We start from the raw sequence: 12,871 nt of genomic DNA, 5'->3' as shown, positions 1-12,871 counted from the left end.
ACAGGCCGGATCCCGCCCGGCCCCTCAACCACGGTTATCCTCACCGCAGGCCCTATCCGTCCAAGGCGCCAGCCCCGGTTATTCCCCGCAGATCCGAGCTCTTTCCCGGCCAAACAAAAAGGCGAGCCTGCGCTCGCCTTTGTCTGTACCGTGATGATCGCCGGGCTCATGCCGGCGCCCCCCGGACCCGCCCTAGAACTGGCCCGCCATCAGCTGGTTCAGGTGATAGAGGTTGCGGGTGTCGAGCTCCAGCTCGGTGGCATAGGTGTTGCCACGGGGATAGGTCGCCACCACCCGGGCACCGCGCACCATGCCCGCCACCGACACATCCAGGGAGTTGGAGGTCTGGGTCAGGTCCTTGTAGCTGCTCTGGCCGCGCACCTGCTGGCCGTTGAGCTGCTCCGCCAGCTCCCGGTAGGCGTCCATCTTGGAGGCGCGGATCGCCTGCAACATCTTCTCGGACTGGGAGGGACCGGGCTGGATGTCGATCACCGCATACCCCACCGCCTTGAGCACCGGGAAATCATCGGGCTTCTCGCCCACGTCATAGTTCACCACCCGGTTGCCACTGCACGCCGTCAGCAACATGGCCATCAGGCAACCCAACAAGATTTTCATCGCTGTTTCCCCGTTTTCCTGTTCACCACACCCGATGTTTCACGGCTCAATGTCAGCCAGCCCGCTTCACGCTTCATGACGCGCCACCTCAAGGGGTCAGGTTGACCAGATGGCCGGACGGGCTCTGGCCCCCCCGCATCAGGTAACCGCGATTGATGGAGGCCCGGCCAAAGGAGTTGCTGGCACCGGACAAATATTGTTTCGGGATCAGGCTCTGGGCCGTGGTCTCCACCATCTTGGTGCGCAGATCGATGATGCGGGCGTTGACCAGGATCCCCTGCTGATTGCGGCTGAAGGTGCCGGTCAGGATGCGGGAGATGGGCAGCCGGGACGAGAGATCCTTGTAGTTGCGGCTCATCACGAAATCCCCCTGCGGGGTCACCTGGATGTTGCCCGTGGTCTTGAAGTCCACCACCACCTCACCGCGCCGGTTCAGCTCGTAGATGAAGCTCTCCTCGATCTGCTGCCCCATCCAGTTGGTGTCCTTCAGGGTGTCGAGATCGACAAAGGAGGCGACCGCAATGGGCTCGGTCAGGGTCGTGAGGGACTTGCGCTCCATCAGCTGATCCGTCATGCGGGCCACCAGCCAGTTGAGCTCCATCCCCTTCGCCGCCTGGCGGGGGTCTCCCAGCTCCCGATTGATGGGGTCGGCCGACCCGCAACCGACCAATGCCAGCGCCACCGCCAGCACCGTGATAACTCTCTTCATGGATACCTTTCCTGTATCTGCACCTGACCTGTTATCGGTCGCAACCGCCAACACTTGAGGCGGGAATGCGCGCAGGATCCTCGATGATCCCCGGGCAGAGGCGCGCACTGTGCCACCGGAGCCCACCGTACGGGCTCCGGCCAGGGAAGAAGGCATGGTTCTTGCTTTTATTTGGTCACCCGCTCCGGTGCAGACCGGATCTGTGTCCAGGATCCCTGACCCGCCTCACCGGCGGCAGCGGGGTCGCCCACTCAAGGTATTTGTTATGAAAGTTTCGCTGCTGTTCACCCTGCTGCTGGCCAGCCTGTCGGCCAGGGCCGAACTTATCGAGGCCCAGGGCAGTGCCGCCATTCTGGGGGGCGACGAGGTCTACGCCCGCGAGCAGGCGACCCGGGATGCCCTGCGCCAGGCGCTGCTGGCCAGCGGTGCCTCCGTCTCCAGCATCCAGCGTCTGGAAAACGGCAGCCTGCGCTCCGAGCAGATCCAGATCCGCTCCGGCGGCGACATCCGCCAGTACCGCCTCAAGCGCGAAGAGGTGCGCAACGGCCGCATGTACATCACCCTCGTGGCCGACATCCAGGCGGAGCGGCAGATCTGTCAGACCCAGCACTACGCCAAGGATTTGACGCTGGTGCGTCTGCGCATGCGCTACCCGGACCAGGCGAGCACCGGTGCCCTGGACGACATGCCCGCCGATCTCTCCCGCCGGCTGTTTGAAACCCTGGCGACGACGCCCCAGGTGGTCGCACGCCAGTGGCTGGACGAGAACCTGCGCATCGACCCTCTCCATCTGCAACAGGGGGATCGCAGCGCCCTCGAGGAGATCAAGGCCCTGAGCCTGCGCACCGACAGCCAGTATCTGGTGCTCGGCAGCATCGACGACCTCTCCCTCGAGCCCCAGGGCAACGCCCTCACCAGCTGGTATGAGGATCCCGTGCGCAACTTCTCCATGCAGCTCTACCTGTTCGACGGCATCAACGGCAGCCTGCTCGGCCGCAAGGAGTACAAGGGCCGCGCCAACTGGACCTTCTCCAAGCGGGAGCAGGTGGGCAGCAGCGGCGGCCAGTTCTGGCAGTCGAGCTTTGGCCAGGAGGTTGGCTACCAGTTGAAGGAGGCGGCCCAGGACATCGCCGCCGAACTCGCCTGTGCCCCCGTCACCGCCCGGATCGTGGCCCAGCACGAGCGCGGCCCCCACATCAACCTGGGCCGTCGCAACGGGGTCAAACTCGGGGACCAGTTCCGCGTCCAGCACAGCGCCGACTTCGTCGACCCCTATGGCAAGTCCAGGGTGATGCGCAACCCCGCAGACGGTCTGTTCGAGGTGGTGCAGGTGTTCGAGGATGGCGCCATCATCAGCAGTCAGAACAAATATTCGCCGTTCAATGTCCAAATCGGTGACCTGGCCGTATTGGAATAGGAATCAAGGGTTTAAAAGCACAATGCTTCTTGTATAATGCCCGCCACAAGGTTCCCGTAGCTCAGCAGGATAGAGCGGTCCCCTCCTAAGGGACAGGCCACTGGTTCGACTCCAGTCGGGAACGCCATACACAGCAAGGGGCTGGCATCGTCATGATGCCAGCCCCTTGTGCGTTTCTGCGCCATTTCCCCCTCATCCCGGGCGCCACATGGCGGGCCTCGGGGAGCGACACCCCTCGCCACGGCCTGTGCGCCATGCCCGCCAGATCAGGCAGGCATCAGCTCGGGGACGAGGTCAGGTCCCCTCAATCCCATCTAGCGCTCTCCGAATGACTCGCTCAGGGTCTTGCGCAGGGGCTTGAGCAGGTAGTCCATCACGGTACGATCACCGGTGCGGATATCCACCTGGGCCGTCATCCCCGGCAACACGTCGATCTCCCTGCCCGTCGTGGAGGTCACGGGGTAGCTGGCAGGCTTGATCCGCACGCGATAATAGATGTCCATGCCGCGACTGGTCTCTTCCTTGAGGCTGTCAGCACTGACATAGGCCACCTCCCCCTTCACGCCGCCAAAGATGGTGTAGTCAAAGGTGTCGAAACGGATCGTCGCTTCCAGACCCGGCACCACACGGGCAATGTCCGCGGTGCTCACCTTGGCCTCAATCATCAGATCGTCGTCGACCGGGATGATCTGCATCAGCTCCTCCCCGGCCCTGAGCACACCGCCCACCGTGGTGACCCGGATGTTCTTGACGATGCCAGGCACCATGGCGGTAAACATGCTGTCCTGCTGCTCCTGCTTGCGCAGGGTCAGGGTCTGCGCGCCCTGCGCCATGTCATCCTCCGCCTTGGCCAGCTCCAGTCTGGCCTCCTCAAGGAACTGGTTGCGCCGGTTCACCAGCCGGGCCTCGGCCTCGTTGAGCCCACGCTGCACCCGCAGCAGTTCGGAGCCGCTGGCATCGCCATCAGCATAGAGCTGCTCCACCAGACGCAGCTCCTTCTGGGCCAGTGACACCGCCACTCGCATGGTTCTCAGCTCTTCCCTGAGGCCGGTCTGGCGCTGCTTGAACAGCGCCTCCTCGACACGGGCCGTCTCGGGAGAGCGTGCCAGCAGGTCAGGTGAGAAGGTGAGTCGCGGTTCACCGATGACTTCCGCCCGCAGCCGGGTGGCCCTCGCCTCCAGCGCAAACAGGCGGGCCTCCACTTCTCCGACCGACGCCCCCACTCTGGTCTGCTCCAGACGGGCGAGCAACTGACCGGGGGCCACCCTGTCCCCCTCCTTGACCAGCAACTGCTCCAGCACGCCGCCATCCACCGACTGGATGATCTGCACCCGGCTGCTGGCAATGACCTCGCCCGTGGCACGGGCGACTTCGTCCACCCGAAACCATGAGGCCCAGGCAACAAAGATCGCCATCAGGAGCGCCGTCATCCACAACCAGCCCTGACGGCCCCGGTGAGAGTTCTGCAACTTGCGGATCCGAGCCTGGGTACGCGCATCATCGTCTTGCAGGAAACGATCAGACCACATCAAGCATTCCTCCTTTGCCAGGGTGCGAAGATGCCGCCGGTCGGGCGAGCATCTGTGTCAGCACCCGATCCGGCGTGCCATCTTTTACCACCCGCCCCTGTTGCATGGCGATGACCCTCGTCGCCAGCCGGGCGGCCGCCATGGGCCTGTGGGTCGCCACGATCACGATATCCTCGGGCTGTATCGCCCCTTGCAAGGCCGTCCAGACACGCTGCTCGGATTCGCCGTCAAGGGCCGCCGTCGGTTCGTCCAGCAGCCATACCCTGGGCTGGTTGATCAGGACGCGAGCAAGCGCAACCAGCTGCCTCTGGCCGCCAGAGAGCCCCTCTCCTCCCTCGCTGATCACGAGATCCATCCCCTGAGGGCTGGATGCCGCAATGCCGTCGATGCCAAGCTCGCGGGTGATCTGCAGCAGGCGAGAGTCGCTGGTCACGCCGGTCAGGGCCAGATTGCTGCGCAGGGTGCCCTTGAACAGCTGTACGGCTTGCGGCAGATACCCCACCTGGCTTGCCACCAGTTGGGGATCGATTTCCCACAGATCGGCGTCTCCCAGACGGATGCGGCCTTCGCTGGGGCAATACAGGCCGGCCAGCATCTTGAGCAGCGTCGACTTGCCACACCCGATCGGCCCGACCAGCAATACCCGCTCACCGGATTTGAACTGCAGGCGCTCGATGTCGAGCTGGCAGATGGGCGATTCGGGATAAGCGAAACGCACGCGCTCCAGGGCCACCTCCCTGGGGAGTTCGTCCGGCAGCAGCAGTTGCTGCTCCGGGCGCCGATCCCGCGACAGGGACAAGACCTGGTGCACCATCTGCAACGCCTGTCTGACTTGCTGCCACTGCGCAAGATACTGGACGCTCTGGGCGATGGGGGCGATCACCCGCCCTCCCAGGATGCTGCACGCGATCATCCCCCCCATCGTCAGGAGGCCAGCCTCGATCTGCCATACCCCGACAACCACGGCGGCCACATAGGCCAGGGTTGACAGGCTGCTGGTGCTGACGCTGGAGAAACTGCTGACCGCCTTCTGCTGGATGTTGTAGCCATCGATGGTCGCCGTCACGTCTTGCCACTCCTGTGCAAAACGCCAGCCGGCATTGTTGGCGCGAATCGTCTCTGCGCCCCGGATCGTGTCGACCAGCAACCCCTGGCGCTCGTTGCTGCGCAGCATCTGCTGTGACAGCAAGGCGCGAAGGCGCCACTGGCTGACATATCCCAGCAGCAATGCCACTGGCAGCAGCAGGGTGTACACCCAGCCCACCGCGCCGCCGATGATGGCGATAAATGCCAGAAACAGGGCGGCAAAGGGCAGATCCACCAGTGCAAACACCACGCCGGCACTGAAGAACTGACGCACGGCATCCAGCCCGCCAACCTGGGCCGCCAGAGTGCCCAGGCTGCGCGGCTGCTGATCCAGGCGCAGATGCAGTACATGCTCGAAGACCTGCTGCGAAACCCGCTTGTCGACGGCACAGGAGAGGCTGTCCAGGATCCTGGCCCGGGTGATCTTCAACATCCAGTCCAGCAGGATGATCAATCCCATGCCGGTTACCAGGGTGGTCAGGGTCGAATAGGCCAGGGTCGGCACCACACGGTCATAGACCTGCATGGCGAAAATGGACGTGCCGACGGCCAGCAGGTTCACCAGCACGGTGGCCACGATGACTTTCCACAGCCAGCCCCGCTCTCGAAAGAGTTCTCGCCACACCAGGCGAGACGCCAGGTTGCCGGAGAAGACACTGTCGGCATCGGCACGTCTGCTCACCGGTGCCCGCAGCCAGACCACCAGGGCATCCTGCAGCTCGCTCTCATCGGCCTCACGGCGCATCCCTGCCCCATCGAGCAGGGTCAGGCGACCCGTGGCATCCCGCTCCGCCAGCACCCACTCCCCCTGGGAACAGACCAGTGCCGGCAAGCGGCGCTGATCAAGACGACGCCAGGCGAGTTGCACGGGTGCAAGGTTCTTCAATCCGGCCTGGATCAGTACCTGCCTCAACCACTGTGCGGGCCCGAGGGTGGCAGTGGCTGGCGCCGCCTGCTCCCACGCCTGTGCCAGTGCATCGCGGTCGAACGGGATCTGTAACGTAGCCAACAAGTGTGTCACCAACGCAGATGACATGCCGTGCGGCGCCTGCTCGGCGGTTTGCCTATCCATGGGGTTGTAACTCCTCACCGTTCAAGGTCACCAGGGGATCCAGCCCCCCTGTCAGGGCAGCCAATTGCAAGGAGTAAATCTCCCAGTCACTCTTTGCCTGGACCAGTTGCAACTGCTGTTCACTGAATTCGCGCTGGATATTCAGCACATCGAGCCAGCTCTTGGTCCCTGCCACATACTGGCGTTGATAGGATCCCAGCACGGCCCCCAACTCCGCCAGCGACTCAGTCTGTACCCGCACCAGCCCGGCCTGCAGCTCACGGCTGCGTTGCAGGCGACGCACGCTGCGCTCCAGCTCGCTGACGGCATAGGCCAGGTCATCTTCGGCCGCGCTCTGCTGCGCCACCGCAGCGTCTGTCCTGCCACGGGTCGCAAAGCCCATCCCCTCCAGCGTGCCCTCCAGCACCAAACTGACCCGGGTATCATCCCGGTAGGATGGCTGATCGTAATCCTGCTCTGCTTGCAGGTAGAGCGTGGGCATGGAGGCCGTTCTGACCTGCTCCACACTCGCCCTGGCCCGCTCGATCTCCTGTTTCTTGTAACGCACTTCGGCGCTGCCCTGCAGGGCGGCCTGGTGCAATGCCTCGCCCTCGCTGACCTGCAGCAGATCCGGTGTCACCGGTTGTCGGGCAGGCACGGGCGTCTGGGTCAGGGCCAGCAGATCGCTTCTCGCAATGGCCAGCTCCCCTTCGTATCGTTCCACCCTCGCCCTGGCTTGCGCGAGGCGAGTGGCCGCCAGGCGAACATCGGCCGTCGATGCCAGCTGACCCTGCTCCCGGCGGCTGATCTGCTCGAACAGCGACTGATGGGCAGCCAGACTGGCTTGAACCACCTCCAGGCGCTGACGGCTGCCAAGGACATTGGAGTAAGCCACCGCGGTCTGCTCCAGCAACTGGCGCCGCACTCGCAGCAGGTCGACACGCTCGACCTCTGTGTCGGCATCGGCAAACGCAATGCTGTTGTCGATGCGCCCGAATGCCCACAAAGGTTGGCGAGCGCGCAACGTCACCGGCGTAGCGCGATCCTCCCCCGTGGTGGCTTCAGCATCCTGCTGCACCTGGGCAGTCACGCTGGGGTAGCGCTGACTGCGGGCTGCATCGGCAGAATATTCCCTTGCCTCGATTTGTGCCCGTTTGCCACTCACGGCAGGGTGCTGGCTCAGGGCCGCCTGCAACGCCGCCTGCAAGCCATCGGCCTGTTGTGCATTCGCGGGCAGGGTCAACACGGCCAGGCTCAGGAGCAGCAGGCCATGCCGCCTCAACTGCGGCAAGCTAGTTACCATGAACATTCTTCGTCGATTTCCTGTTCGTTGTGGGGCAAGGCTGTCTGTGCCACAGGCGGCGCCTTGCGCATCAGCTGCGCCGCCTTTTCCGGCTCGCCCGATAGCGTATATGCCTGCGCCAGATCCTCGCGCCATTGCCCATGCCAGGGGCACTGTTCGTGGGCCTTGTGCATCAGGGCGATGCCCTCGGCCAGATGGCCCTTGCGCACATAGACAAGCCCCACCATGAAGGTGGCGGCAGCGTGCTCGGGCAGGTGATGCAGCAACTGCTTGAAGCAGTGCTCGGCTTCGTCCAGCTTCTCTTCCCGGTAGCGCGCCACGCCCGTTTCCAGCAAGCCGGGCACGGGTAGCGCCACCATGTCGTCGATCGGTTGCCATTGGATGCGCCCATTGGTGCCGCGCAGCAGCGGGGCAAGATGGGCCTCGTAACGCGCCCATCTGGCCATGGAGCTCTTGTACAGCGGCTGGCGCACCTGCCAGACGCTGGCTGTTTTCACCGGCCGTTGCAACTCGCTGAAATTGAGGACCTGAGGCTCCCAGACCACCCCGACGTAATCCAGCATGCGCCGCGCCTCGCGTTCGGGGTCCGCCAGCACATCCTCGTAGCTCACCTCCAGGATCTCCCCGGGGAAGAGCTGGTTCCAGTGGTGCATCAGCAGGTTATGGTCGGCGAGCTGTTCCCCTATCCAGGTCAGGTCATAGGCAAAGCCCATGCCGCCGTGTTTGGCCGCGTAATCGGTAAAGTAGTTGGAGATGGCGATATCGCGGGGATCCCGCCGCACCGAGATGATCCGCGCATGGGGGAAGAGCAGCTTGATGAGACCGATGTTCTCGAAGTTGTGGGGCAGCTTGTCCACCACATGCCGCGCCCCGGGAGCATACTCCTGCAGCTCTTTGAGAAGATTGCCCGTGATGCCCGCGATCACCTTGGCGTCCAGATCGTCCACACAGTCGGGGTAATGTCGGCCGGAACCGACCCGGCGCTCCCACCGTTCAAGGCCCGCAATCACGCCGGGGATGAGCCCCAGCTCGCCCGCACCGTGGACCTGGCTGTGGCTGGCCAGCATCTGCTCGATCAACGTGGTGCCGGAGCGCGGCATGCCCAGCACGAACACCGGCAGCGTCGAGTCATTGCCAATACCCCGGCGATGTTCATAGAGCGATCTGCTGAAGGCATGACGGATGCGTGCGCAAGCTTGCCGGTGCGCCGCCGGATCATAGCCGAGCAAGGCGCGGCTGGCGCTGTTGGCCTCATCGGCCAGGGCAAAGGCCTTGGCATAGTTCTGGCGTTTCTCCCAGGAGGCCGCCAACTGCAACAGCAGACCGGGTTTTACCAGCCCCTCTGGACCGGGGCGGCGGGCCAGCGCCTCCAGATGGTGCAGGGTGGCGTCATCCTCCGGGAAGCGCCGCGCATTGATAAGCGAGGCATATCCGCGCACCGGGTCGAGCACCTTAACCCGTTCAAACAGCGCCACCGCCTCCTCAATACGTCCCAGTTGCAGGTACAACTGCCCCAGCCCCAGCAAGGCCGACACCTGTTGCGGATGCGCTTGCAGCACCTGGCTGTAGCGCGCGTCGGCTTCGTCATACTGCTGCTCCTGCGCCTCGACCCCGGCCAGCGCCACCTGTGCTTCGGCCAGCCAGTGGGATCGGGGAGCCCCGTCGAGACGCTCTGACGGCGGCAATGCCTGCGCCTCTTCGAGAGCCTGAGTGGCCATCTCTCTGGCCAGCGCCGTCTGCCCCTGGGTCGCGACGGCAACCAGCTTGAGGCGCAATGCCAGCACGGGCTGTTGCTGCTGGCCCGCCAGATGGATGGCCCGCTGCAGCAAGGCAATGGCCTGGGACGAGCGCCCTTGCAGCTCAGCCAGCTCGGCGCGATGCTGATGCAAGCCGGGATGGTCGGGATACTCTCTTCCTCCCCGGCACAAGGCATCCTCGGCCTGGGCATGGCGACCTTGCTCGGCCAGCCGCTGGGCGTACCCCCTGACCAGGCCGCAATAATCCTCTTCGTCCAGCAAGCGTTGCTGCTCGTCCAGCCAGGCATCGGCGGCGGCATATTCCTCTGCCGCCAGCCACAACTCCAGACGCAGACCTCGCAGTTGCTGGCCATGCCAGGCCGCCTGTGGCTCGGGCCAGTGCTCCTGCTCCCCCTCCCAGAAGGCCTCGGCCCGGGTCAGCAGTTGCTCGCCCAGTGCGATGGCGCCGTCCTGCAAATAGAGGCGCAGCAGTTGTTGATAGAACAGGATATTGGGCGCCAGGAAAAGGCTGCGCTCATACAGCTGCCGCGCCGCCGCCGTCTGCTGGCGCCTGAGCTGGCAGGTCGCCAGCCGCGCCAACAGCAGCGCATGATCCGGTGCGTCATGCCGGGCTGTCTCGAGCAGCGCCTGCGCCATATCAAGATCACCCAAGAGCAGTTGGACGGCAGCCAGGTCGACACGTCCGTCGACGTCAAGAGCGGCAAGATCCAGCCCTGCCAGCGCGTGGCGTGCGGCATCCAGCTCGCCAAGCTGGGCACAGGCCAGCGCCAGCAATACCTGTTCGGCGGGGTGTTGTGGGGCGCTGCAGGCCTCCTGCAACAGCACAAATTGTTGCTGCAAGGCCAGCGTGCGCAATAGGGAGAGTGAACTCATGGGAACCGCGGGATCCTGGGACTGGATCGCCCCTCCATGAGGGGCGATAAGGGTGGAGAATTAAAGCCGGGTCAAACCAGCCCTTGAGAGGTCAGGACACCGTTTGGCATCTGTAACAGATATACATCATTGAGTGCCTTGCCCGCATCCAAGTTGGCCCAGTAACCGCTTGTCCACAGTCGTGCTTGCCCCTGATCGCTCCAATTTATTGCTCGATTAAAGATACCGTTGGCATACGCAGTGGCGCCTAAAGCTGTAGCGTCGTACCACCCTACATAATGAGTTCCACCACCTGCGTTGACGCCTACCTGGAGGCGGGTGACAAAATTATTCAAGAAGGTACTTCCACGCACAGGAGTACCAGTGCCCACAAGAACGATCTTGTCATCTGCACCCAAATTGCTGGCCCCTTTCCACTCGTCCCATGTCGCACCGGGGTTGGTCGATGTGCCATCTGTACTCAATTGGTATGAGTTACTGTTTACCCGGACATAAATGGTGTAGCTGGTATTTGCATCAAAAGTACGGCTGCTGTGGTCGGAACTGACCCCCTGCACCAGGTCAAACACCACTATGCTGGTGTCGACCACAGGCCCGGATGTGTCGATCACGATGGCTTCATTTGCCCCGAGTGAACCGGCCCCGCCCGGGGTCGGCAAGGTCAGCGTGGCGTTGTTGCCAGCGGCGTCGCGGATGGTGCCGCCATTGAGGCCGAGTGCCGCCGCGCTCAGGTAATCCAGATCGGCGCTGGTGTCCCCCGCCTGCACCGTGTAGTTGAAGGTCAGGGTATTGGAGCCTGAACCACTGACGTAATTGATGGTCCGATCCGTGGCACCGGTCTCCAGAGTCAGTTGCGGCGTGCCAGAGACGGTGACCGCCTCGCTGAAACTGACCTGGATGCTGATCACACTCCCCACGCCATAGGTGCCCGCCGCCGTGGTGCTGCTGACCCCGCTCACCACAGGCGCCGAGGTATCCACCAGGTAGCTGGCGTTGTCGGCCACCAGGGAATGGCTCAGGTTCGCATCATTACCCGCGGCATCGCTCAGGGTGCCACCGTTGGCCTCCAGGCCATTGGCAACGATCGAGATGCCGTTAGCATCGGCCTGACCCGCCAGAATGGTGTATTGGAAGAGCAATGAGGCCGTGCCACTGCCCGAGACGTAATTGGCGTAGACGGTGCTGCTCCCGATATTCAGCGCCACACGGGGTGTGCCACCTGAGGTATCGATCACGGTCGCTTCATCCATGGTCACGGTGATGCTGACCACGTCACCGGCATTCAGGGTGTTGCTCTGTGCACCGCTGGCCCCGGTGATACCCACACTGCTGACAGCCGGGGCCGTGGTGTCTACCAGGTAGCTGGCGTTATCACCTACCGCACCATGAGTCAGGGTAGCGGCATTGCCCGCCGCATCGCGCAGGGTGCCGCCGTTTGCTTGCAGTGCATTGGCATCCAGACTGATGCCGTTGGCATCGTTCTGACCCGCCAGAATGGTGTATTGGAACAGCAATGAGGCCGTACCATTGCCCGAAACGTAATCGGCGTAGACGGTGCTACCACCGACATTCAGCGCCACACGGGGTGTGCCGCCAGTGGTATCGACCACGGTTGCTTCATCCATGGTCACGGTGACGCTGACCACATCGCCTGCATTCAGGCGCCCGCTCTGTGCACCGCTTGCACCGCTGATGGCGATGCTGCTGACTGTCGGTGCGGTTTCATCCACCAAGTCGTTGATAGCCAGGGTGACGGTTTGCTCGCTGGCATTGCCTGCCGCATCGGTGGCCACCACGGTGAAGCTGTAGCTGGCCTTGGTCTCGTAGTCCGGATTGCCCGTCAGGGTCACGGCACCCGTGGCGGCATTGATGCTGAACAGCGCCGCGTCCGCTCCCGCCTTCAGGCTGTAGCTGGTACTGCCGGTCACGACGTCGTCGGTGTCAGTGCTCGTGACGGTGTAAACGACTTGGCCTGCCCCACTGTTCTCGCTGATAGCTGTTGCGGTAGCAGCGGAGGTAATGGTCGGGGCTGTGTCATCCAGGTTGTTGATCCCCAAGGTGACCACCTGCTCGCTGGCATTGCCCGCCGCATCGGTCGCCACCACGGTGAAGCTGTAGCTGGCCTTGGTCTCGTAGTCCGGGTTGTCCGTCAGGGTCACCGCGCCCGTGCTGGCGTTGATGCTGAATAGCGCAGCATCGGCACCCGTCTTGAGGCTGTAGCTGGTGCTACCGGTCGAGACGTCACCGCTGTCGGTGCTGGTGACGGTGTAAACGACTTGGCCTGCTCCACTGTTCTCGCTGATAGCTGTTGCGGTAGCAGCGGAGGTAATGGTCGGGGCTGTGTCATCCAGGTTATTGATACCCAAGGTGACCACCTGCTCGCTGGCATTGCCCGCCGTATCGGTGGCCACCACGGTGAAGCTGTAGCTTTCCTTGGTTTCGTAGTCCGGGTTGCCCGTCAGGGTCACGGCACCTGTGGTGGCATCGATGCTGAACAGCGCCGCGTCCGCTCCCGCCTTCAGGCTGTA

8 protein-coding genes and 1 tRNA gene are annotated in these 12,871 nt (G+C 63.5%); 2 read left to right on the top strand and 7 right to left on the bottom strand.

From position 1 onward, the window contains the following. Positions 1–192 precede the first annotated feature (192 nt). Positions 193–618 (bottom strand): LPP20 family lipoprotein, encoded by a 426-nt coding sequence (locus AB5Y89_RS08405; protein WP_010673311.1) that lies wholly within the window; start codon positions 616–618, stop codon positions 193–195. 88 nt (positions 619–706) lie between these two features. After that, a complete protein-coding gene (locus AB5Y89_RS08400; RefSeq protein WP_010673310.1) occupies positions 707–1,327 on the bottom strand; it encodes a FlgO family outer membrane protein in 621 nt (206 codons plus the stop codon). A gap of 265 nt (positions 1,328–1,592) precedes the next feature. On the opposite strand from AB5Y89_RS08400, the gene AB5Y89_RS08395 reads away from it, so the two are divergent. Together AB5Y89_RS08395 and AB5Y89_RS08390 are read left to right on the top strand one after the other, a co-directional pair. Continuing rightward, positions 1,593–2,744, top strand: a complete 1,152-nt coding sequence (locus AB5Y89_RS08395) for a flagellar assembly protein FlgT (RefSeq protein ID WP_039041370.1) — start codon at positions 1,593–1,595, stop codon at positions 2,742–2,744. A gap of 50 nt (positions 2,745–2,794) precedes the next feature. Then, positions 2,795–2,871: transfer RNA gene (locus AB5Y89_RS08390), tRNA-Arg, on the top strand. A gap of 187 nt (positions 2,872–3,058) precedes the next feature. Here the strand turns inward: AB5Y89_RS08390 and AB5Y89_RS08385 are convergent. The 5 genes from AB5Y89_RS08385 to AB5Y89_RS08365 form a co-directional block, all read right to left on the bottom strand. Then, on the bottom strand, positions 3,059–4,273 hold the full coding sequence (locus AB5Y89_RS08385) for an HlyD family efflux transporter periplasmic adaptor subunit (RefSeq protein ID WP_052688010.1): 1,215 nt from the start codon (positions 4,271–4,273) through the stop codon (positions 3,059–3,061). Further along, a complete protein-coding gene (locus AB5Y89_RS08380; protein ID WP_324040794.1) occupies positions 4,263–6,371 on the bottom strand; it encodes an ATP-binding cassette domain-containing protein in 2,109 nt (702 codons plus the stop codon). Before AB5Y89_RS08380 ends, AB5Y89_RS08385 begins: the two co-directional genes overlap by 11 nt. Positions 6,372–6,423: 52 nt before the next feature. Further along, positions 6,424–7,719 (bottom strand): TolC family protein, encoded by a 1,296-nt coding sequence (locus AB5Y89_RS08375; RefSeq protein ID WP_319907794.1) that lies wholly within the window; start codon positions 7,717–7,719, stop codon positions 6,424–6,426. After that, positions 7,707–10,343: a sulfotransferase gene (locus AB5Y89_RS08370; RefSeq protein ID WP_368223471.1), complete on the bottom strand. Its 2,637-nt coding sequence runs from the start codon at positions 10,341–10,343 to the stop codon at positions 7,707–7,709. Before AB5Y89_RS08370 ends, AB5Y89_RS08375 begins: the two co-directional genes overlap by 13 nt. A 71-nt stretch (positions 10,344–10,414) precedes the next feature. Continuing rightward, a partial coding sequence (locus tag AB5Y89_RS08365) for a cadherin domain-containing protein (RefSeq protein ID WP_368223469.1) occupies positions 10,415–12,871 on the bottom strand: 2,457 nt, incomplete at its 5' end.

The sequence above is a fragment of the Aeromonas sp. s4 genome (assembly GCF_040907855.1).
Classification (GTDB): Bacteria; Pseudomonadota; Gammaproteobacteria; order Enterobacterales; family Aeromonadaceae; genus Aeromonas; species Aeromonas caviae.
Note: the sequence above shows the minus strand (reverse complement) of the source record. Positions and strands in the feature narration are given on the sequence as shown.

Excerpts from the sequence above, each read along its gene's own strand:
- AB5Y89_RS08375 (WP_319907794.1), bottom strand. The coding sequence starts at position 7,719 with ATGTTCATGGTAACTAGCTTGCCGCAGTTGAGGCGGCATGGCCTGCTG.
- AB5Y89_RS08400 (WP_010673310.1), bottom strand. The coding sequence starts at position 1,327 with ATGAAGAGAGTTATCACGGTGCTGGCGGTGGCGCTGGCATTGGTCGGT.
- AB5Y89_RS08370 (WP_368223471.1), bottom strand. The coding sequence starts at position 10,343 with ATGAGTTCACTCTCCCTATTGCGCACGCTGGCCTTGCAGCAACAATTT.
- AB5Y89_RS08395 (WP_039041370.1), top strand. The coding sequence starts at position 1,593 with ATGAAAGTTTCGCTGCTGTTCACCCTGCTGCTGGCCAGCCTGTCGGCC.
- AB5Y89_RS08405 (WP_010673311.1), bottom strand. The coding sequence starts at position 618 with ATGAAAATCTTGTTGGGTTGCCTGATGGCCATGTTGCTGACGGCGTGC.
- AB5Y89_RS08385 (WP_052688010.1), bottom strand. The coding sequence starts at position 4,273 with ATGTGGTCTGATCGTTTCCTGCAAGACGATGATGCGCGTACCCAGGCT.